The organism is Streptomyces sp. SCSIO ZS0520 (genome assembly GCF_025643355.1).
Classification (GTDB): domain Bacteria; phylum Actinomycetota; class Actinomycetes; order Streptomycetales; family Streptomycetaceae; genus Streptomyces; species Streptomyces physcomitrii.
This window is the reverse complement of sequence record NZ_CP092644.1, coordinates 3,687,692-3,708,504: the sequence shown is the minus strand read 5'-3', so window position 1 is coordinate 3,708,504 and position 20,813 is coordinate 3,687,692. Positions and strand designations below refer to the sequence as shown.

Annotated in this window: 17 protein-coding genes; 14 read left to right on the top strand and 3 right to left on the bottom strand. The window is 73.5% G+C overall.

Features of this window, described 5'->3' with window-relative positions:
* Positions 1-113: 113 nt before the first annotated feature.
* From MID12_RS14240 to MID12_RS14195, 10 genes are all read left to right on the top strand, one after another.
* Positions 114-1,049, top strand: coding sequence for a polysaccharide deacetylase family protein (locus MID12_RS14240; RefSeq protein WP_040250667.1), 936 nt, complete (start codon positions 114-116; stop codon positions 1,047-1,049).
* Positions 1,046-2,353 carry an MFS transporter gene (locus MID12_RS14235; protein WP_263167529.1) on the top strand — a complete coding sequence of 436 codons (1,308 nt, stop codon included), beginning with the start codon at positions 1,046-1,048 and terminating at the stop codon, positions 2,351-2,353. The genes MID12_RS14240 and MID12_RS14235 overlap by 4 nt, the downstream gene beginning before the upstream one ends.
* A complete protein-coding gene (locus tag MID12_RS14230) occupies positions 2,353-3,192 on the top strand; it encodes an SDR family NAD(P)-dependent oxidoreductase (RefSeq protein ID WP_263167527.1) in 840 nt (279 codons plus the stop codon). The genes MID12_RS14235 and MID12_RS14230 overlap by 1 nt, the downstream gene beginning before the upstream one ends.
* On the top strand, positions 3,189-5,615 hold the full coding sequence (locus MID12_RS14225) for a 2-dehydropantoate 2-reductase (protein ID WP_263167526.1): 2,427 nt from the start codon (positions 3,189-3,191) through the stop codon (positions 5,613-5,615). Before MID12_RS14230 ends, MID12_RS14225 begins: the two co-directional genes overlap by 4 nt.
* Positions 5,616-6,081: 466 nt before the next feature.
* A complete protein-coding gene (locus MID12_RS14220) occupies positions 6,082-7,674 on the top strand; it encodes a DUF4331 domain-containing protein (RefSeq protein WP_040250657.1) in 1,593 nt (530 codons plus the stop codon).
* 89 nt (positions 7,675-7,763) lie between these two features.
* Complete coding sequence (locus MID12_RS14215) at positions 7,764-9,128, top strand: tetratricopeptide repeat protein (RefSeq protein WP_263167524.1); 1,365 nt, start codon at positions 7,764-7,766, stop codon at positions 9,126-9,128.
* Between the two features lie 221 nt (positions 9,129-9,349).
* Complete coding sequence (locus tag MID12_RS14210; protein WP_263167523.1) at positions 9,350-11,224, top strand: sulfite exporter TauE/SafE family protein; 1,875 nt, start codon at positions 9,350-9,352, stop codon at positions 11,222-11,224.
* 731 nt (positions 11,225-11,955) lie between these two features.
* Entirely contained in the window at positions 11,956-13,629 is a 1,674-nt protein-coding gene (locus MID12_RS14205) for a DUF4331 domain-containing protein (RefSeq protein WP_263167521.1), read from the top strand.
* A complete protein-coding gene (locus MID12_RS14200) occupies positions 13,626-14,324 on the top strand; it encodes a class F sortase (RefSeq protein WP_263167520.1) in 699 nt (232 codons plus the stop codon). The genes MID12_RS14205 and MID12_RS14200 overlap by 4 nt, the downstream gene beginning before the upstream one ends.
* A 377-nt stretch (positions 14,325-14,701) precedes the next feature.
* Entirely contained in the window at positions 14,702-15,619 is a 918-nt protein-coding gene (locus MID12_RS14195) for an NAD-dependent epimerase/dehydratase family protein (protein WP_263167519.1), read from the top strand.
* A 58-nt stretch (positions 15,620-15,677) separates the two neighbouring features.
* Here MID12_RS14195 and MID12_RS14190 read toward each other — a convergent pair whose 3' ends face one another.
* From MID12_RS14190 to MID12_RS14180, 3 genes are all read right to left on the bottom strand, one after another.
* Positions 15,678-16,382, bottom strand: a complete 705-nt coding sequence (locus MID12_RS14190) for a type 1 glutamine amidotransferase domain-containing protein (protein ID WP_040250648.1) — start codon at positions 16,380-16,382, stop codon at positions 15,678-15,680.
* 188 nt (positions 16,383-16,570) lie between these two features.
* Complete coding sequence (locus MID12_RS14185) at positions 16,571-18,268, bottom strand: SpoIIE family protein phosphatase (protein ID WP_263167516.1); 1,698 nt, start codon at positions 18,266-18,268, stop codon at positions 16,571-16,573.
* Positions 18,269-18,326: 58 nt separating this feature from the next.
* Positions 18,327-18,683 (bottom strand): STAS domain-containing protein, encoded by a 357-nt coding sequence (locus tag MID12_RS14180; protein ID WP_052482336.1) that lies wholly within the window; start codon positions 18,681-18,683, stop codon positions 18,327-18,329.
* A gap of 293 nt (positions 18,684-18,976) precedes the next feature.
* On the opposite strand from MID12_RS14180, the gene MID12_RS14175 reads away from it, so the two are divergent.
* The 4 genes from MID12_RS14175 to kdpF all read left to right on the top strand — a co-directional run bounded on the left by MID12_RS14175 (position 18,977) and on the right by kdpF (position 20,813).
* The gene (locus MID12_RS14175; protein ID WP_263167513.1) at positions 18,977-19,312 is read left to right on the top strand and encodes an ArsR/SmtB family transcription factor; all 336 of its coding nucleotides are present in this window, start codon (positions 18,977-18,979) and stop codon (positions 19,310-19,312) included.
* Between the two features lies 1 nt (position 19,313).
* Complete coding sequence (locus tag MID12_RS14170; RefSeq protein ID WP_263167512.1) at positions 19,314-20,033, top strand: cation transporter; 720 nt, start codon at positions 19,314-19,316, stop codon at positions 20,031-20,033.
* Between the two features lie 511 nt (positions 20,034-20,544).
* Positions 20,545-20,727 carry a hypothetical protein gene (locus tag MID12_RS14165; RefSeq protein ID WP_263167511.1) on the top strand — a complete coding sequence of 61 codons (183 nt, stop codon included), beginning with the start codon at positions 20,545-20,547 and terminating at the stop codon, positions 20,725-20,727.
* Positions 20,724-20,813, top strand: a complete 90-nt coding sequence (gene kdpF, locus MID12_RS14160) for a K(+)-transporting ATPase subunit F (protein ID WP_040250638.1) — start codon at positions 20,724-20,726, stop codon at positions 20,811-20,813. The genes MID12_RS14165 and kdpF overlap by 4 nt, the downstream gene beginning before the upstream one ends.

Here is a 20,813-nt window from a genome sequence, read left to right as displayed (position 1 = left end):
CTCCGCTGACGGCCCCCTCGTTCCCACCCCCGCCCAGGAGACCGCACCCGCCGTGGGCGTGGACCGGCCTGCCCCCGTGCCACGCCCGCCTCCCTCCCACCCCGGAGAGCACCGTGTCCACGACCGACCAGGGGACGACCTCCCCGAGCTGGCAATGGCCCGAGACGACCTGGCGAGGCCACGTCGAGGCGGTCCGCGCCGGACGCCCGCTGCGCCCCGAGCGCTGGCCCGGCGGCGCCCGCGTCGCGGTCGCCCTGTCCTTCGACCCCGACCACGAGACCATCCCGCTGCGCGACGGGCAGACCACCCCCGGACTGCTCGCCCAGGGCGAGTACGGCGCCCGCGTCGGCGCCCCCCGCGTCCTGGACCTGCTCGCCCGCTTCGGGATCCCGGCGACCTTCTTCATGCCCGCCGTCTCCGCGCTGCTGCATCCCGAGGAGGCCCGCGCGTACACCCGCGACGGCCACGAGCTCGCCGTCCACGGCTGGATCCACGAGCGCAACACCCTGCTCGGGGCCGCGGACGAGCGGGAGCTGGTGGGCCGGGCCCTGGAGACCCTCGACACGCTCACGGGGCAGCGCCCCACCGGCATCCGCACCCCGTCCTGGGACTTCTCCGACTCGACCCTGGAGACCCTCCTCGACCTCGGGTTCGCCTACGACTCCTCGCTCATGGCGGACGACGAGCCGTACGAGATCCTGGCCCGCGGGCGGCCCACCGGGCTCGTCGAGATCCCGGTCGACTGGATCCGCGACGACGCCCCGTACTTCACCATGGACCGCTACGGCGCCGTCCGCCCCCACAGCCGCCCCCGGGACGTGCGGGAGATCTGGGCGGACGAGTTCGACGCCGCCTACCGCACCGGCGGTGTCTTCCAGCTCACCCTGCACCCGCACGTCATCGGCCACCGCTCCCGCCTGATCGTGCTGCGCGAACTCCTCGAACACATCGGCGCGCACGAAGGCGTCTGGTACGCCACCCACGCAGACCTGGCCCGCACCGTCCGGGCCGCCGCTCCCGTCCCCGAGAACCCGGAGCAGACCCCATGAGCACCCAGGCCCCCACGGCCACGGCCGCGGACACCACGCACAGACTCACCCGCAAGCAGCGCAAGGCCATCGTCGCCGGGACCATCGGCAACACGGTGGAGTGGGTCGACTGGGCCCTCTACTCGATCTTCGCCAAGATCATCGCCGACGAGTTCTTCCCCTCGGGCAACGGCGCGGCCTCCCTCCTGTCCACGCTGGCCGTCTTCGCCGTCGGCTTCGTCATGCGGCCGGTCGGCGCGGCCGTCCTCGGCGTCTACGCGGACCGCCGCGGACGGAAGCAGGGCATGACGCTGACGGTCGGGCTGATGGCCGGCGCCGCCTTCGTCATCGCCCTGACCCCGAGCTACGAGGCGATCGGCGTCCTCGCCCCGCTGGTGCTGCTCCTGGCCCGGCTGGTCCAGGGCTTCTCCGCCGGGGGCGAGTTCGGCTCCTCCTCGGCCTTCCTCGTCGAGTCCGCCGCCACCGGCCGCCGCGCCTTCGCCGGATCGTGGCAGCAGGTGTCCGTCGCCGGAGGCGTGCTGATCGCCTCCCTCCTCGGCACCGTCACCACCTCCTTCCTCAGCGACGAGAACCTGCACGCCTGGGGATGGCGCGCCGCCTTCGTGATCGGCGGACTGCTCGGCCTCGTCGGCCTCTGGCTGCGGGTCTCCGTGGAGGACACCGACTCCTTCACCCGGGCCAGGGGCGCGGGCCGCACCCGCTCCAACCCGCTCAAGGCGATGTTCGTCGAGCACCCCGGAGCCGCCCTGCGCGTCGCCGGTATCACCATCGCGGGCACGCTGACGTACTACATCTGGGTCAACTACCTGCCGACGTACGCCAATCTCACCACCGGCATCCCGCTGAGCAGCGCGCTGCTGTCCCAGACGCTCTGCCTGGTCGTCTTCGTGGTCCTGCTGCCCTTCGCCGGGCTGCTCTCCGACCGGCTCGGCCGCAGGCCGACCATGGCCGCCTTCGCGGGCGGGTTCGCGCTGCTCGCCTGGCCGCTGCTGCACCTCCTCGGCGACAGCTTCCTCAGCCTCTTCCTGGTGCAGCTGACCGGGATGCTGCTGATCCTCGGCTACTCCGCCAACTGCGCGGTGATCATGGCCGAGCAGTTCCCCGCCGAGCTGCGGGCCACCGGTATCGCCCTGCCGTACGCGCTGGCCGTCGCCCTCTTCGGCGGCACCGCCCCGTACCTCACCACCTGGATGCACGAGAGCGGGCACGGCCACCTCCTGTGGCTGTGCGTCAGCGCGGCCTCGCTGATCTCCCTCGCCGTCTACCTGACGATGCCGGAGACCAAGAACAAGGAGTTCCGCTGATGCGCCATGTCCTGGTCACCGGGGCGGGCGGCGGCATCGGCCGCGCGATCGCGGAGGAGTTCGCCCGCGACGGCGCCGCCCTGACCCTCACCGACCGCGACCGCGAGGCCCTCGGCCCCCTGCTCGCCCACCTCGCCGGCGCGGGATGCCCCGCCGACGCCCTCGGCGCCGACCTGAGTTGCCCCGAGGCACCGGCCGACCTGGTCCGGCGGGCCTGGGCGGCGCGGGGACCGGTCGACGTCCTGGTCAACGCCGCCGGGAGCTACCCCTCCCTCGACATGGCGGAGGTGGGCGCCGCCGAGTGGGACCGCCTCTTCGCCGTCAATCTGCGGGCCCCGGTCCTGGCCACCGCCGCCTTCGCGCGTCTGGCCGCCGAGCACGGGCGGGGCGGCACGGTGGTCAACATCTCCTCGGGCTCGGCCCTCAGGTCCCGCCCCGGCGGCGGCCCGTACGCGAGCTCCAAGGCCGCACTGGAGATGGCCACCCGCGCGGCCGCCCTCGAACTCGGCCCCCGCGGCATCCGCGTCAACGCCGTCAGCCCCGGCTTCGTCCCGGTCGACAGCGCCGCCAACCCGGTCTCCCCGCAGTACGCCGCGGCCATCGGCACCAACCCCCTGGGCAGGGCCGGCACTCCCGAGGACATCGCCCGCGCGGTCCGCTGGATCGCCGGTCCCGACGCCTCCTGGATCACCGGCGAGATCCTGCGCGTCGACGGAGGCTCCGGCACCGGTGCGCTCCACCTGCCGCGGATCTGGCCGCCGGACCCGGCCGAGGACACCCACCGCACCTGTGACGCCGCGCCCGCCGGGGCCCGGGCCACGGAAGGACATCCCGCATGAACAGCCCTACGTACACCGTGGTCGGCGCCGGGGCCATCGGCGGCACGCTCGCCTTCAGCCTGGCCCGGGCCGGGCACCCGGTCCGCCTCGTCGACACCGACACCGCGCATGTCGCCGCCATCCGCGAGCGGGGCCTGACCCTCGCGCGCGGCGAGCAGCGCGAGAGCGTCCCGGTCGAGGCGGTGACCCCGGACTCCTGGGACGGCACCGTCGACCGCGTACTCCTCGCGGTCAAGGCCCAGGCCACCGACGCGGCCCTCGACTGGATCGTGCCGCGGCTCGCCCCGGGCGGCTGGGTCGTCTCGCTGCAGAACGGCTTCAACGAGGAGCTGATCGCCAAGCGCCTCGGGCCGCACCGCACCCTCGCCGCCTTCGTCAACATCTTCGCCGACGTGATCGAACCGGGCGTCGTCCTCGACGGCGGCGCCGGGGCCCTGGTGGTCGGCGAGTGCCACGGCGCCCCCGTCTCCCCGCGCGTCGCCTCGCTGGTCTCCGACCTCCGCAGCTGGGGGCCCGCCGTGGCCAGCGACAACGTCGAGGGCTACCTGTGGGCCAAGGCCGGTTTCGGCGCGATGCTGGCGGCGACCGCCCTCGCGGACGCCCCGATGGCCGAGCTGATCGACCGCCATCCCGCGACGATGCACGCGGTGGCCGCCGAGGTCTTCGACGCGGCCGATGCCCTCGGCGTCACCCTGGAGCCCTTCGACGCCTTCGCGCCGGGCGCCTTCCGCCGGGGCGCCGACCCGGAGACGCGCCGGGCGGCGACCGCCCGCCTCACCGCCTGGCTGCGCACCCAGTCCAAGGACCGCAGCGGAATCTGGCGCGACCTGGCGGTACGCCGCCGACCGGTCGAGGTGACCACGCACTACGCGGAGGTCTTCGCCCAGGCCGAGCTGCACGGGGTGGCCACCCCGGTCCTGCGCGCCGTCCTGGACGGCCTGCGGGAACTGGAACGTGACCCCGGCCTGATGGCGGAGACCCGCCTCGACACCCTGGACCGCTTGGCGAACTCCACCGCGCCGCAGGCAAGTTGGAGCATGGGCCAGGCCGGTCGGAGTGCGGACCAGGCAAGTTGGAGCACGGGTCAGGCCGGTCGGAGTGCGGACCAGGCAAGTTGGAGCACGGGTCAGGCCGGTCGGAGTGCGGACCAGGCAAGTTGGAGTGCGGATCGAGCCACTCGGAGTACGGACCAAGCCAGTTGCAGTGCGGGCCAAGTCAATCCGCTTACGGACCAAGCCAGTTGGAGTGCGGAGCGAGTCGCCCGGAGTGCGGATGAGGAGAGCGCGGCCGCCCTCCAGGACTGGCTGGCGGACCACCGCGAGGAGATGGTCGCGGACCTGGCGGCCTACACCTCCCAGGAGAGTTCCAGCACCGACCCCGAGGCCCTCGACGCCTGCCTCGCCTGGCTGCGCCACTGGCTCGACGGCGCCTTGGGCGCCCCCGAAGCCGAGGAGATACACCGACGGGCGGACACCGGCGACCTCCTGATCCGCCGCTACCCGGGCACCGGCGCCCACCCGCTGCTGCTCCTCGGCCACTACGACACGGTCTGGCCCACCGGCACCCTGGAGCAGTGGCCGTTCCGGCGGGAGGGCGACCGGATCACCGGGCCCGGGGTCTTCGACATGAAGGCCGGACTGGTCCAGGCGGTCTGGGCCCTGAAGGCGCTGGACGCCCTCGGGCTGCCCCGCCCGGCCTGCACCCTGCTGCTCAACGGCGACGAGGAGACCGGCAGCCTCACCTCCAGCGAGACGATCGTCGCCGAGGCACGCAGCAGCCGCGCCGCCCTGGTCTTCGAGGCCGCGGCCGACGGCGCCGTGAAGACGGCCCGCAAGGGGGTCGGCCTCTTCACCCTCACCGTCACCGGCCGCGAGGCGCACGCCGGACTGGACCCCGAGAACGGGGCGAGCGCCATCGACGAACTCGCCCACCAGATCCTCCACTTGACCGCCCTGCGGGACCCGGCGGCCGGCACCTCGCTCAACATCGGGGTCGTGGAGGGCGGCACCCGCGGCAATGTCACCGCCGGACGCGCCGTCGCCCGGCTCGACGTACGGGTGGCCACCGCGGCCGAGCAGCAGCGGATCGGCGCCGCCCTGGCCGCACTCCGTCCCGTCGACCCGGGCACGACGGTCGAGGTGTCCGGCGACTGGAACCGCCCCGTCTTCGAACGCACCCCCGGTGTCGCGCAGTTGGCCGAACTGGCCCGCACCTGCGCCTCCTCGCTCGGCTGGGAGCTGCACGAGGCATCCGTGGGCGGCGCCAGCGACGGCAACCTCCTTGTCGCGGCCGGAGTCCCGACCCTGGACGGCCTCGGCGCCACCGGCTCCGGAGCCCACGCCCGCTCGGAGAACACCACGGTCAGCGGCATGGTCGAACGCGCGGCGCTGACGGCGGCGGTGGTCACTGCCTTGTCTCGGTAGGGGGCTACTGGGGCGGGGGTCGGGACGGGTCGGGCCGGGTCGCCGCCGACCCGTCCGCCCCGGGTGGCAGCAGTGGGGATCGGCTCGGCTTATTGCGAGGAATTGGCAAGAAGGGTTCTCCGGCAACAGGCGCCGCCGTCACCCGCGTGGAGCCCGGCGCTTCTCTCGTGTCGTGACCGATCTGAGGCGCCGTGGTGTCTCTGCGTGACGCTGTCACCTGCGCTTCCTGGGCAATTGGCCCAGGGGGTCCGGGGCGCGCCCGTGGATATGTGGCATATCGCCGCTTTTCTCGTGCTCTTCTTGGGCTCGCGAATTCGACGGGCGGCGGTGCGTGAACCGCGGGTGTTCCTCGCCGCGGTGCCCGCCCGGACGGTCTCGCCCTCGTGCCCTTCGGGGTGCCGTCCCCCACCGGGTCCCCGCCCCCAGCAGAACCGGGCAGGCGGACCCGCAGCCGAGAGGATCAGCCTTGACACTCCGTCATCCGGCGCCCCGCAAGCGGCGCGCCCTCGATCAGTCACTCCTCGTCCTGGGCACCGGTGCCCTCGCGACCGGGGTGGCCGTGCTCGCCCTCGCCCCCGGTGTCAGTTCCGCCTCCAGCCACCGCGAGGCGCCGATGATCGCGGGCGACCCGCGGGCGGACAACACCGACACCTACGCCTTCACCAGCCCCGACAAGCCGGACACGGTGACCCTGGCCGCCAACTGGATTCCCATGGAGGAGCCCAACGGCGGTCCGAGCTTCTACGCCTTCGCCGATGACGCCACGTACCACATCAAGATCGACAACACCGGTGACGGGAAGGCCGACGTCACCTACACCTGGCGCTTCCGCAACGAGATCCGCGATGCGGCCCAGCAGTTCCTCTACAACACCGGCCCGGTCGACTCGCTGAACGACCCGGATCTGAACTTCCGCCAGTTCTACGACCTGACGGTGACCACGGCCCGCGGCACCACGACCCTGCTGCACGACGCGCCCGTCGCGCCCTCGCGGACCGGCAAGGCCTCGATGCCGGACTACGGCAAGCTGCGCGACCAGGCGGTACGGCCGGTGCGCGGCGGCGGGCAGACCTACGCGGGCCAGGCGGAGGACCCCTTCTTCGCCGATCTGCGCGTCTTCGACCTGCTGTACGGCGGTGACCTCAGCGAGCGCGGCGAGGACACCCTCGCCGGCTACAACGTCAACTCCGTCGCCCTGCAGGTGCCCAAGAAGGTCCTCGCCCTGAAGGGCGACTCCACGCGCAACCCGGTCGTCGGCGTCTGGTCGACCACCGAGCGCAAGGGCGCCACGGTCACCGACAGCCGCAAGCAGGCCCCGAAGGCCCCGAACACGCCGAAGACCCAGCCGCACACCGGCTGGCGCCAGGTGTCCCGGCTGGGCAATCCGCTGGTCAACGAGGTCGTCGTCCCGCTGAAGTACAAGGACGCCTTCAACTCCCTCTCCCCGGACCAGGACCGCACCGTGCAGCCCGTGGTCGACAAGGTCTACGACCCGATCCTGCCGAAGCTGATCCAGAAGGTGTACGGGATCCCCGCGCCGAAGGCTCCCCGCAACGACCTCGCGGAGATCTACCTCACCGGCATCTGCAAGGCCTGCGGCCCGATCAAGGCGGACCTCAACGCCCACAGCCTGAACAAGGACGCCTCGGCGAAGCAGATCGTGCCGGCCGAGGAGCTGCGGCTGAACATGGCGGTGCCGCCGACCGCCGAGCCGCAGCGGCTCGGGGTCCTCGCGGGCGACCTGGCGGGCTTCCCGAACGGCCGCCGCCTCGCCGACGACGTCATCGACATCTCCCTGCAGGCCGTCGAGGGCGCCGCCCAGACCGGGCAGCTCGTCCCCGAACTCGCCGAGGGCGACAAGGTCGACACCAACGAGGTGCCCTTCGGCGACCGGTTCCCGTACCTGGCGCTGCCGCACACGAAGAACGTCAGCAGCGGGCAGAGCGGTGACCCCGGCATGCCGGGCGACTACAAGCACGCCGCGGCCTTCGGCGGCGCGGGCGCGCTGCTGCTCGGCACCGGCGGCTTCCGCCTGTGGCGCCGCCGCCACCTCGGCTGACGCACCGTCACCCGTCATCCCCGGCCGGGCGGAGGGCTCCTTCCCCCTCCGCCCGGCCGGGGGCCACCGCAGGAACCGGGGAGGATCCCTTGCCGAGGCTGTTCCACGTCCTCGCACCCGTACGCCGGGCCGGACGCGGCCTGCGCAGTACCGCCACCGTGCTCGTCCTCGGCGCCGCCCTGTTCCTGGCCGGCGCCGTCGTGCTCGGCTCCCGGGAGGGGCCGGGGGAGGAGCGCACCGCCGCTTCGGGCCCCGGCGCCGGGCGGTCGGAGCGGGGCTCGGTGGCCGCGCTGACCGAGCGGGTGCGGCAGGTGCCGAAGGACCCGGCGGGCTGGGCGGGCCTGGGCATGGCCTACGTACAGCAGGCGCGCACCACCGCGGATCCCGCGACCTACGAACGGGCCGAGCAGGCGCTGCGCCGGTCGCTGAAGGTCCAGCCACGGGACAACTACCAGGCACAGATCGGGATGGGGGCGCTCGCCGCCGCCCGGCACCGGTTCACCGAGGCCCTCGACTGGGGCCGCAAGGCGGCCGCCGCCAATCCGTCGAGCGCCGAGGCACAGGGCGTACTCGGCGACGCCTACACCCAGTTGGGGCGCTACGAGGAGTCCTACCGCGCCGTGCAGCGCATGGTCGACCTGCGGCCCGACGCCGGTGCGCTCGCCCGCGCCTCCTACACCTGGGAGCTGCGCGGCGACCTCCCGAAGGCGCGCGAGCTGATGGGCAGGTCCCTGCGCGCCGCGCCGGGCGCCCCCGAGCGGGCCTTCGCCCGGACCCATCTCGCCCTGCTCGCCCTGGAGTCGGGCCATCCGCGCGAGGCGCTGCGCCAGTCCGGGGCGGGTCTGCGGGAGTCGCCGCGCGACAGCGGGCTCCTGGAGGCCAGGGCACGGACTCGCGCCGCCCTCGGCGAGACGGCGAAGGCCGTCGCCGACTACGAGAAGGCGATCGCCGTCGCGCCCCTGCCGCAGTACCTGCTCGGCCTCGGCGAACTCCGGGAGGCCACCGGCGACCGGGCGGGCGCCGAGGAGCAGTACGCGCTGCTGCGGGCCCAGGAGCGGGTACGCCGCAGCGGCGGCGGCCCGGCCGATGTGGACGCGATCCTCTTCGAGGCGGACCACGGCAAGCCGGAGAGGGCCGTCGCCATGGCCGAACAGACCCTGCGGGGGCGGCCGTTCCTCGCGGTCCAGGACGCCGCCGCCTGGGCGCTGCACCGCGCCGGACGCGACACCGAGGCCCTCGCCCGCGCCGACAAGGCCCTCGCCCTCGGCACCCGCAGCGCCCTCTTCCACTACCACCGCGCGGAGATCCACCGCGCCTTGGGCGACCCCGCCGCCGCCCGCCGCGACCACGTACGGGCCCTCGCCCTGGACCCGCACTTCCACCCCCGGTACGCCGCCGAGGCCCGCGCCCGGCTCCGGGCACCCGACGAGGCCGCGGACCGCCGCGCCCGATGAACCCACGACGGAAGCCGAAGCAACCGATGAAGCCGATGCCCGCCAGCGTGCTGGCCCTGGGCTGGATGACCTTGATGACGGCCGGGTCGCGCCGGGTGGCGGTCCGCTCGTACCGGAGGACCGCCGGGTCGCACCGGGTGACGGTCGGGTCGTACCGGACGACCGCCAGGTCGCACCGGGTGACGGTCGGGTCGTACCGGACGACTGCCGGGTCGCGCCGGATGACGAATGAGCCGCGCCGGATGTCGGCCAACTCGCCTCGGGAGGCGTGCAGTTGGCGTCCGACGACGGCCGCCGTGCGCCGGAGCCTGTCCGTGCTCGCCGGGGTCCTGCTCGTCTGCGCGGCCGTGCTCGCCGGGGCGGCGCCCGCGGTGGCCCATCCCCTGGGCAACTTCACGGTCAACCACTACACCGGGGTGACCCTGCACCCCGGCCGCGTGGACGCCCTGGTGGTGGTCGACCGGGCGGAGATCGCCGCCGCCCAGGAGCGCCCGCGCGTCGACCGGGACCACGACGGGAGCGTCGACGCCGCCGAGGCGCACCGCTACGCCGCGGCCCAATGCGCCCTGCTGGCAGACCAGTTGAGGGTGGCCGTACGGGGCCGCCCGCTCGCGGACTGGCGGCGCCCCCGCAGCGCCCTGAGCTACCACCCGGGCCAGGCGGGGCTGCGGACCAGCCGACTGAGCTGCGCGCTCACCGCCCCGGCGGACCTCCGCTCCCCGGCCGGGGTCACCCTGCGGACCGCCTACGACACCGCGCGCATCGGCTGGCACGAGGTGACCGCCCGGGGCGAGGGCGTCACCCTCACCGCGTCCGACGTCCCGAACCGCTCGGCCACCGACGAGCTGCGGCGCTACCCCCAGGACCCGCTGGCGAGCCCCCTCGACCAGCGGTCCGCCACCCTGCGGGCCGAGCCCGGCGGCAGCGGCGCCGCTGCCGCAGTCCGCTCGGCGCTGCCCGACTCGGGGCCCGTCGGCACCGCCCTGGGAAAGGTGACCGGCACCTTCGACTCACTCGTCGGCCGCCACGAACTGACCTTCCCGCTGGGCCTGTTGGCGCTGCTGCTCGCCGTCGTCCTGGGCGCCTCGCACGCCGCGATGCCCGGACACGGCAAGACCCTGATGGCCGCCTATCTCGCGGGCCGCCGGGGCACGCCCCGCGACGCGGTGACCGTGGGCGTCACCGTCACCCTCACCCACACCGCGGGCGTCCTGGTCCTGGGCCTCGCCCTCCCCCTGTCCACCGGCCTCGCCGGGGAAGCCGTCCTCACCTGGCTGGGCCTCGCGAGCGGACTCCTGGTCACCGCCATCGGAGCCTGGCTCCTGCACTCGGCCCTACGGGGGCGAGAGGCGGGCCACCATCACCATCACCATCATGGCCCGGGCGGTCATCACCATGGACCGGGCGGCCACCATCACGGGCCCATGGGTCACCACCACGGTCCCGGCGGCCACCACCACGGACCGGGCGGCCCTCACCACCACGGCCCCGAAGGCCACGCTCATCACCACGGCCCCGAAGGCCACGCTCACCACCACGGCCCCGAAAGCCACCCTCACCACCACGAGCCCCACGCGCACGGCTCGGGCGACCACGACCACGCCCACACCCCCCACCCGCACGACCAGGTGCTCACCATCCCGGCCACCGCGCCCCCGCACCCCGCCCTCGGCGAGACGGCCGCCCCTGGCGAGACGGCCGTACTGACCGAGGACCCCCCTGCCCCGCCCCGGACCCCGGCGGCGAAGGGCGCCAGGACATCGAGCCGCCGGGGGCTCATCGGCCTGGGTGTCGCCGGAGGCCTGGTGCCCAGCCCCTCCGCGCTGGTCGTCCTGCTCGGCGCGGTGGCGCTCGGCCGCACCGCCTTCGGCGTCCTCCTCGTCCTCGCCTACGGACTGGGCATGGCCGGCACCCTCACCCTCGCCGGTCTGCTCCTCGTCCGCCTGCGCGACCGCCTCGACGCCCGCGCCCGCCTCGCCGCCGCGCGGCTCGCTCCCCTGCGGCGCCTGGCGCGCCTCGGCCCGGTGCTGACGTCCTGCCTCGTCCTGGTCGTCGGCGCCGGACTCACCCTCCGCGCCTGCGCCGGACCCTGGTGAACCGGCACACCGCGACGGCCGGGCATCTCCGTACGCCCGACGCCCGACGATCGACGTCGGGCATCTGACACCCGATGCCCGACGTCGGGCATCTGACGCCTGCCGCCCGATGCCCGATCTTGTCGCGTCTTTTGTACGCCTGAACTCGTCACGTACCGAGGGGAGTTGAGCGCCCGGCAGGCGGGAGCCCGCGTCCGGTGGGTGGTCGGTCGGGAGGGGCGCGAGGCGGGGAGCGCTCGTGCCGAGGGGATCCGCCGAGACCGGCCCGCCTCGACGCACGTCCGCACGGTCCCGGTTCCGCCGCGGCCGCCTTCTCCTCCTTCTGGAGGACCCGGCAGCGGGCCGACGGCGTCGCCGCGGGTGTGGTAGACGCGCGTCCGGCGGGCCGGGTCCGGCCACCTGGAAGCGGTCGGCGGTGACGGCGCACCTGCCCGGTCGCCGTGCGCTCCGGCCCCCGAGGCCCGCACCTCACCCGCCCGGCCCCGCGCGGCCGACCGGTCCGGCGGCACAGCGGACGCGGTCCGTGTCCCCTTCCGGTCCCGTGCCGATTGCCGCGGTGGTTCACCCGTGGTGCTCTTCTGGTGACGCATATGTCGCTTATGGGATTTTTACCGCGCAGTGGCCGCTCTCCCGGCGAGACCTTGCCCGGCCCGTTGTGGCGCGTCGAGCACCGCCTGCTCCGCCCTGCACCCACGGCCCCTCGCAACGGGCCCCACCGGAACGGATCGACCATGCAGTCTCTCCTGCGCTCCCGAAAACGTCCCGCGACCCGGCGTACCGAACGCGCCCTCGCCGCAGTCGGCACACTCTCCCTGGTGACCGCCGCGGCCCTCACCGGCCTCGCCCCGGGCACGAGTTCGGCCTCCAGCCACCGCGAAGCACCGATGACCTCGGGCGACCCGAAGGCCGACAACACCGATGTCTACGCCTTCACCAGCCCGGACAAGCCCGACACCGTGACCCTGGTGGCGAACTGGATCCCCTTCGAGGAGCCCAACGGCGGTCCCACCTTCTACCCGTTCGCGAACGACGCGCAGTACCACATCAGGATCGACAGCGACGGGAACGGCAAGCCGGACACCACCTACACCTGGACGTTCACCGACCATGTCCGGGACGCGGCCGACCAGTTCCTCTACAACACCGGCGTCGTCCGGTCCGTGGACGACGAGACCCTGAACTTCCGTCAGACCTACAAGCTGACCTCCACCGACAGCAGCGGGAACACCAAGACGCTCGTGGAGGACGCGCCCGCGGCGCCCTCCAACGTCGGCAAGGCCTCGATGCCCGACTACGCCGCGCTGCGCGACGAGGCCGTCACCCAACTGCCCGGCGGCGGCGTGACCTTCGCCGGGCAGGCCTCCGACTCCTTCTTCCTCGACCTGCGGATCTTCGACCTCCTCTACGGCGGCAACCTCAAGGAGACCGGCCACAACACCCTGGCCGGGTACAACGTCAACACCCTCGCGATCCAGGTCCCCAAGAAGGACCTGGCCCTCAAGGGCGACGTCCGCCGCAACCCCGTGATCGGCGTCTGGTCCACCACCGACCGCAAGGGCGCGGAGGTCACCGGCGCCGGGAGCAAGGGCAGCGAGAACACCGCGCCCCGGGCGGGCGGGAGCCGCGACGGCAAGGGCGTACCCGGCAAGGGCGGCGAGAGCGGCTGGCGCCAGGTCTCCCGGCTGGGCCACCCGCTGGTCAACGAGGTCGTCGTCCCCCTGAAGTACAAGGACGCCTTCAACGGCCTCAGCCCCGACAAGGACAACACCGTCACGCCCGTCGTGGACAAGGTGAAGGACCCGATCGTCCCGAAGCTGATCGAGAACATCTACGGGGTGCCCGCCCCCGCCACGCCCCGCAACGACCTGGTCGAGATCTTCCTCACCGGCATCTGCAAGAGCTGCGGCCCCATCAAGGCCGACCTCAACTCGCAGCAGCTCAACGCCGACGCCGACAAGAGCGCCATCCTCCCGGCCGAGGAGCTGCGGCTGAACATGTCGGTCCCGCCGACCGCCCACCCCAACCGCCTCGGCGTCCTCGGCAAGGACCTCCAGGGCTTCCCCAACGGCCGCCGCCTCAACGACGACGTGGTCGACATCGAGCTGCAGGCCCTCGAAGGCGCCGCCCAGAGCGGCAAGATCGTGCCCGCGCTGGCCGCGGGCGACGCCGTCGACGAGCCCTACCGCCAGCCCGGCGATTCCTTCCCGTACGTCGCGCTGCCCAATACGGCGGCCGTCAACCAGGCCGAGAACCTGCACCCCGAAGGCGGTGTGGGCGCGGGCCTCGGCGGCACCGCGCTCGGCGGCGGCTTCCCCGTCGTCCCCGTCACCGCGCTCGGCGGCGGCGCGCTCCTCGCCTGCGCCGGAGTGCTCGCCCTGCGCCGGCGGCGTGCCGGCCGGGTATGACCGCCCCCGCCCCCTCGGGCAGGCCGCCCCGCATCGAGCGGGGCGGCCTGCCGCGGCGCACCGGCGGAGAGCGAGCCGCGCTGACCCGCCGCATAGTGGCGGCCGTCGCCGTCGGCGCCGGGATCGCCCTCGCCGCCTTCGGAACGGCCGAACTGACCGCCCCTCCACCGCACTTGCCCGACCACGTCGAGGTCGGCTCGCTGCCGGTACGCCGCTCCGCGGACACCCCCTCCGCCCCGCACGAGTCCTCGGCCACGCCGATCCTCCTCAGCATCCCCGCCCTCGGCCTCGAAAAGCCGCTCCGGGACCTCCGGGTCCAGCAGGACGGCCGCCTCGGTGTCCCGGAGGACGCGTCGGAGGTCGGCTGGTGGAGCGACGGACCCGCCCCCGGCCAGCCCGGCGCCGCCGTGGTCGTCGGCCATGTCGACTCGGCGACCGGCCCCGGCGCCTTCCACCGCCTGTCCTCGCTGCGCCCCGGAGACCGGATCGTCCTCGCCCGCGACGACCAGTCCACCGTCACCTTCACCGTCCGGGCCCTGCGCGAGTACGGGAAGAACTCCCTGCCCGAGGAGCGCGTCTACACCGACACCGGACCACCGGCCCTCCGCCTGATCACCTGCAGCGGCCCCTACGACCGCGCGAAGGGCGGCTACCAGGACAACCTGGTCGTCTACGCCGCCCTCGCCTCCGGCTGAGCGGCTCCCGGATCCGGCGGCTCGGCGACCCCCGTACGGCCGTGGTCGCGACGCGGGGCCACGCGCTTGCGGGGGTCCGGTCCCGCGGCCCGAACACCTGCGGCCCGACCGGTGGCCGCGCGCTCCGGGTCGCGCCGCGGGCAGGGTGAGCTGCGGCAATGCTGAGGTGCGGCGGCAGCCGGTGCCGTGAGCCGAGGGGCCGTCCCCGCAGATGTAAGCGGTGCAAACATTCTGGTGTACGGTTGCTGTACAGCGGCAGGAATCGGGGGCCCGCACGCTGCGCCCGCCTCGCTTCCGCGGGCCTGAAGACCCTCGAGCGCCTTCCGGGCACCAAGCCTTCCGGGCATCACGCAGACACGAAGGAGTCAGGGAATCCCATGCAGACCGTCCTGGGCGCCAACGGCCCGATCGGCGAAGAGCTCACCCGCGAGCTGTACCGCCATTTCACGCACGACATCCGGCTGGTCGGCCGCGACCCCGCGAAGATCCACGAGACCGACCAGCTCGTCAAGGCCGACCTGACCGACCCCGAGGCCACGGCCCGGGCCGTCGAGGGCAGCGAGATCGCCTATCTCACCGCGGGCCTGCCCATGGACTCGCAGCTGTGGGAGCGGCAGTTCCCCGTCATGATGCGCAATGTCATCGACGCCTGCGCCGAGCACGGCACCAAGCTGGTGTTCTTCGACAACACGTACATGTATCCGGGGACGACCACCCCGCAGACCGAGTCGACCGGCTTCGAGCCGAACGGCCGCAAGGGCCGGGTGCGGGCGCAGATCGCGACGATGCTGCTCGACGCGATGAGCGCCGGGTCGCTCGACGCCGTCGTCTGCCGGGCCCCGGAGTTCTACGGTCCGGGAAAGACCAAGAGCCTGACCAACTCGCTCGTCTTCGACCGGATCAAGGCGGGCAAGCGGCCCCTAGTCCCCGTCAGCGCGAAGACCGTCCGGTCCCTCATCTGGACGCCGGACGCCAGCCGGGCCACCGCCCTGATCGGCAACACCCCGGACGCCTACGGCCAGACCTGGCACCTGCCCGTCGACCCCCACCGCCGCACCTACGCCGAGATCATCGAGGTGGCCGAGGAGGTCACCGGCCGCCGGATCGGGTACACCGTGCTGCCGCTGGCCGCCTTCACCATCGGCGGACGCTTCATCGGGCCGCTCGGAGAGGTACGGGAACTGCTGCCGCGCTACCGCGGCGACAACCTCTTCGAGACCGCGAAGTTCACGGAGCGCTTTCCCGAGTTCCCCGTCACCTCCCTCCGGGAGGGCATCACCGGCATCCTCGGCTGACGCGCGCCCCGGGGCCGCGCGTCCCGGCGGCGACGGCCTCCGTACGGGAGGGGCACGGTCACGGTGCCGAGAGCGCCTTGACCAGGGCGGTGGCGAGGGCGGTCGCGGACTGGGGGTTCTGCCCCGTGTACAGGTTCCCGTCCACGACGACGTGCGGGCGCAGCGGCAGCCGGGCCTTGTCGTACGCGACGCCGACCTCGACCATGCGGTCCTCCAGGAACCACTTGGCCTTGCGGGAGAAGGTGTTGAGGCGTTCCTCGATATTGGACAGGCCGGTCATCCGCCGCCCGGCGAACGGGTTCGACCCGTCGGGGTTGCGCGCGGCGAGGATGGCCGCGGGGGCGTGGCACAGCAGGGCGAGGGGCCGGTCCGAGGCCAGTCGGCGGGTGAGCAGCTCGCCCGAGACGGCGTCGACCGCGAGGTCCTCCATGGGGCCGTGCCCCCCGGGATAGAAGACGAGGTCGAACGGGGACTCGTCCACGCTGTCGAGGCTGAGGGGATGGTCGAGCTCGTCGGCGATCGAGTCCAGGTAGGCGCGGATCCTCTTGCGGGTGCCCGGAAGTCCACCGGCCAGGCCGAGGCTCAGCTCGTCGAGGGTGGGCGCGACCCCGCCGGGAGTGGCGACGGTGAGGTCCCAGCCGGCCTCGCGGAAGACGCGGTGGGGCTCGGCGACCTCCTCGGCCCAGTAGCCGGTGGGGTGGACGCTGCCGTCGGCCAGGGTCCAGCCCGTGGCGGCGGAGATGACGAACAGTACGCGGGTCATGGGGTGTTCCTCTCGATCGGGTCGGATGAAGAAGCGGGGTGCGAGGGAGGGTAGTCGCGGCGAGGCTGTTTCCCGGCCGGGCGGCGTCGGCGAGGTGCCCCGTGACGACGTGCCCGCTGAGGCGATGGTGCCGCGGCGGCGCGGGTCCGTGCGCGGGAAACCAACCCTGGTCTCGCGGGAACCGGGGCTCAGGGCCGGGGCGTACGGACGGCGATGAGGGTGATGTCGTCGCGGGTGTCGCCGAGTTCGGCGGCCAGCCGGGTGCACAGCCGCAGCAGGGGCAGGTGCCGGTGGGCGTCGAGGTGCTGGCGCAGGCGGGTCATGCCGGTGTCGATGCCCTGGGTGCGGGATTCGACGAGGCCGTCGGTGTAGAGGACGAGGGTGGCCCCGGCGGGCAGCGGGATGCGGGCGGTGGGGCGGGCCATCGTGGGCCGCACGCCGAGCAGCATGGCGTGCGGGCCGGTCAGGTAGGTGCTGGTGCCGCCGGTGGCCAGCAGCAGGGGCGGCGGGTGGCCGGCGACCGACCAGGACAGTTCCCATGTTCCGTCGGACTGGGGGTGCAGCCGGGCGAGGACGACGGTGGCGGAGTCCGCCAGTCTCAGGTGGGCCTGGGTGGAGTCCAGGCGGCGCAGGATCCTGCCGGGGTCCTCCTCCGGGCGGTCGACGGCCAGCGCGCGGAGCATGTTGCGCAGTTCGCTCATGCGGGAGGCGGCCTGGATGTCGTGGCCGGTGACATCGCCGATGACGAGGGCGAGGTCGCCGCCCGGCAGGGTGAAGGCGTCGTACCAGTCGCCGCCGACCTCGGCGGCGCGCTGCGCGGGCTGGTAGTGGGCGGCCAGTTCCAGGCCGGTCACCTGCGGCAGGTCGGTGAGCAGGGCGCGCTGGAGGGTGGCGGCGATGTCCGCCTGGGCGGCGTGCAGATGGGTGTTCTCCAGTCCGAGCGCGGTCCGGCGGGCGACCTCCTCCGCCAGGACCCGGTCGCCCTCGTGGAAGGGCGGACTGCCCGCGCTGCGGGCCAGGGTGAGCGCGCCCAGCGTCCTGGCGCGCAGCCGCAGGGGCACCACCAGGACGTCCTCGGCCTCGACGAGGCCCAGCAGATCCGCGGACGCGGTGTCGGGCTTGGGCAGGTGCTGCATCCCGGCTCCCCGCCGGATCCGTACCAGCGCCTCGCGGTGCGCGGGGTTCTCCGGTACGTCCGACTCCCAGGGGGAGGGCGCCAGAGTGCCGGGCTGGTGGTGCGCCCAGGCTGCCCGGTGCAGGGCGCCGCCCTCGGCGAGGTCGATGAGGACGGTGTCCGCGAGGCGGGGCACCAGCTGGCGCACCAGGCGGTCCAGCGCCTGCCGGGCGTCCAGGGTGCTGACCATCGCGAGGGTGATCTCGCCGAGCCAGGTGATCTCCGCGAGGTCGTACTCGGCCTGTTCGCGCAGGGTCTCGCTGTGCGCGTAGCGGTCCGCCCGCTGCTCGGCGCGCTCGCGCTGCGCGGACACGTCGTGGAAGACGACGACGGCGCCCACACCGTGCCCGGCCTCGGGCGGGAGCGGGACGGCCGACCACCACACCGGCAGCGCGGTGCCGTCCGCGCGCAGGAGGACGGCGCGGTCGCCGCTGATCCGCTTGCCCTGGGTGACATCGGTGAGGATCGGCCGCTGCTCCCGGAGCCCGGCGCCGTTCGCGGGCCGGGGGTTGAGCGTGTGGTGGGCGTCGACACCGATCAGGGTGCCCGGCGCGTAGCCCAGCAGCTGCTCCGCCCACGGGTTGCAGGCGATCACCCGGCCCTGGGCGTCCACCGCGTACACGCCCGCCCCGGCCGCGTCGAACAGGGCGGACATCAGGGCCTCACCGGTCGGCGGAACGGCAGCGGTGCCCTCACCCAAGATCTTCTCCACCCGCCGCATCGGACCGGATCCGGCTCCGGGGCCGGAAGCGGGCGCGATCCGTCCGCTCTCATCCGGTGGGCCGTCCGGCCGCGGACGCGACATCGGGGTAGCCCTCGATCACCGTGTCCAGCCCGGTCAGCTCCAGCATGCGCCGCACCTGCGCGTCCGCCCCCGCCAGGCGGACACTGCCCCCCGAGGCCTCCACCGACCGCATCGTGTAGACCAGGACACCCAGCCCCGCCGAGTCCATGAAGCTCACCCCGGCCAGGTCCCACACCAGCTTCACCCGGTCCCCGGAGACCAGTTCGTCGACGGCCTCGCGTACCTGCGGAACCACGGACAGGTCGATCTCCCCGAACAGGGCGAGCACCGCCCACGCCCCGGCGTCGGAGGAACGCTCCACACCTGACACCGGAACCTGCATCGCGGTTCCTCCTCACCCGGAACACGCCGATCATCGCACCCGGTGGGCTCCGCCGATGACCACGGTGCGTACGGAATCGGCGGAGAGCGGAGGCGCTTCCTGGTCCTCGGTGTGCGGGCGGCGGGTGCGGCGACGGCGGGCAGCTCGCCCCGCTCGGTCGAGGTCGCGGCGAACGGCTCGCCGCGGGGTCCGCCGAGCGCCGGTGGCCAGGGACCCGGGCCCGCTTCCGTTCATGGTCCATGGTTTATGGTTCATCGTTTCCTGAATTCAGGTTCTTGTGTACTGTCGAATCCATGCTGACCGTCGCCCCGGACATCGACGTACTGACCCGTTTCGGCCGCGCGCTCGCCGACCCGATCCGCTGCCGCATCCTGCTCGCCCTGCGGCAGGCACCGGCCTACCCCGCCGAGCTGGCCGACGCCCTCGGCATCTCCCGCACCAGGCTCTCCAACCACCTGGCCTGCCTGCGCGACTGCGGCCTCGTCGTCACCACGCCCGACGGACGCCGCACCCGCTACGAACTCGCCGACGAACGCCTCGGCCACGCCCTGGACCACCTCCTCGCCGCCGTGGTCGCCGTCGCATCCGACCGGACCTGCCCGGACGCCGCCACGAAGGACTGCTGCTGAGATGAGCGCGACCTCCCTCGGCGCCTCCCCGGCCCGCCGTGACGCGCTCGCCCGCCGCATCCGCCTCCTGGTCGCCGCGACCCTCACCTACAACGTCGTCGAGGCCGTCGTCGCGATCACCGCGGGCACCACCGCCTCCTCCACGGCGCTGGTCGGCTTCGGGCTGGACTCCGTGATCGAGGTGTCCTCCGCGGCGGCGGTCGCCTGGCAGTTCTCCGCCCGCGACCCTGCCGTGCGGGACGCCCGGGAGAAGACGGCCCTGCGGATCATCGCGGTCTCCTTCTTCGCCCTCGCCGCGTACGCCGGGGCCGAGGCCCTGCGCACCCTGGCCGGCAGCGGCGAGGCCGAACGGTCCACCCCCGGCATCGTCCTCGCCGCCCTGTCGCTGGCGGTCATGCCGTTCCTGTCCGCCGCCCAGCGCCGGGCCGGGCGCGCGCTCGGCTCCGCCTCCGCCGTCGCCGACTCCCGGCAGACCCTTCTGTGCACCTACCTCTCCGCCGTCCTGCTGGCCGGTCTGGTGCTCAACGCGGCGCTCGGCTGGTCCTGGGCCGATCCCGCCGCCGCCCTCGTCATCGCCGCCGTCGCGGTCAGGGAGGGCGTCGACGCCTGGCAGGGCAAGGGCTGCTGCGCCCCCGCGGCCCACCCCTCCGCGGCGACCGCCTCCGCCCCCGCCGAGCCGGAGGCCTGCGGCTGCCACCCGGGCTGCGCCTGCTGCCCCTGATCCTCCGCGCCCGCCCCGGTGAACTGCTCGCGGTGCCGGTGGCCGGTGCCTACCAGGCGGGATGCCGGCCCGCGGGGGCATGGGGGGAAATCCCTTACGCAGACGGCGAGTTGTTTACGGTTTCGGAAGATGCACCGGTCCGAGCTTTGACAGGGCGGCCGGTGCTCTTTTCCCTCAAGCTTCCTCGCCCGAGCTGCATTTCCCCGAGGAGGCCACCGATGGCCGCAGGGAATGTAACACCTTAAGCCCCTGAACTCCCCTCCCAGGACGAGGAATTGGCGCTCTTCTGACGGCTGGACGTGCATTCCGCCGGAGTGCCGTCAAGAAGGCGTCAGGGAGGGCCCGTACCGGCAAGAGTGCCGGTCAGACCGTGTACGCACCGGGCGAGCGGGCGGCCCGTTTCCCGGGGCTCCGGCCGGAACCCGTTTCTTTCCGTGGAGCCGAGGCAACGCTTGGTGGCGCGTCGCGGGGGGTCGCGTCAGATCGGCGTCAAGGGTTCACCGCTGTTCGTATGGGGCCCGTCAAGGCGGCTATCAGCGGGCGGAAACCGAGGTTTGCTCTTATCGGCCAGAAGGCCGATTCCCTTCCTCACGTCAATCAGGAGTCAACGATGGCCGACCTGGCCTTCGTCGTCACCACGGTCGCGGTATTCGCGCTGGTGGCTCTCATCGCCCGGGGGGTGACCAAGCTGTGAATGCCGAGAACATCGTCGGTCTCGTGGTGGCCGTCGCCCTGCTGGGATATCTCGTTCTGGCCCTCCTCTTCCCGGAGAGGTTCTGA

Coding starts and splice junctions, on each gene's coding strand:
- MID12_RS14180 (WP_052482336.1), bottom strand. CDS start 18,683: ATGCAGGTTCCGGTGTCAGGTGTGGAGCGTTCCTCCGACGCCGGGGCG.
- MID12_RS14200 (WP_263167520.1), top strand. CDS start 13,626: ATGACCGCCCCCGCCCCCTCGGGCAGGCCGCCCCGCATCGAGCGGGGC.
- MID12_RS14195 (WP_263167519.1), top strand. CDS start 14,702: ATGCAGACCGTCCTGGGCGCCAACGGCCCGATCGGCGAAGAGCTCACC.
- MID12_RS14165 (WP_263167511.1), top strand. CDS start 20,545: ATGGGGCCCGTCAAGGCGGCTATCAGCGGGCGGAAACCGAGGTTTGCT.
- MID12_RS14175 (WP_263167513.1), top strand. CDS start 18,977: ATGCTGACCGTCGCCCCGGACATCGACGTACTGACCCGTTTCGGCCGC.
- MID12_RS14210 (WP_263167523.1), top strand. CDS start 9,350: ATGACGAATGAGCCGCGCCGGATGTCGGCCAACTCGCCTCGGGAGGCG.
- MID12_RS14225 (WP_263167526.1), top strand. CDS start 3,189: ATGAACAGCCCTACGTACACCGTGGTCGGCGCCGGGGCCATCGGCGGC.
- MID12_RS14190 (WP_040250648.1), bottom strand. CDS start 16,382: ATGACCCGCGTACTGTTCGTCATCTCCGCCGCCACGGGCTGGACCCTG.
- MID12_RS14205 (WP_263167521.1), top strand. CDS start 11,956: ATGCAGTCTCTCCTGCGCTCCCGAAAACGTCCCGCGACCCGGCGTACC.
- MID12_RS14230 (WP_263167527.1), top strand. CDS start 2,353: ATGCGCCATGTCCTGGTCACCGGGGCGGGCGGCGGCATCGGCCGCGCG.
- MID12_RS14235 (WP_263167529.1), top strand. CDS start 1,046: ATGAGCACCCAGGCCCCCACGGCCACGGCCGCGGACACCACGCACAGA.
- MID12_RS14170 (WP_263167512.1), top strand. CDS start 19,314: ATGAGCGCGACCTCCCTCGGCGCCTCCCCGGCCCGCCGTGACGCGCTC.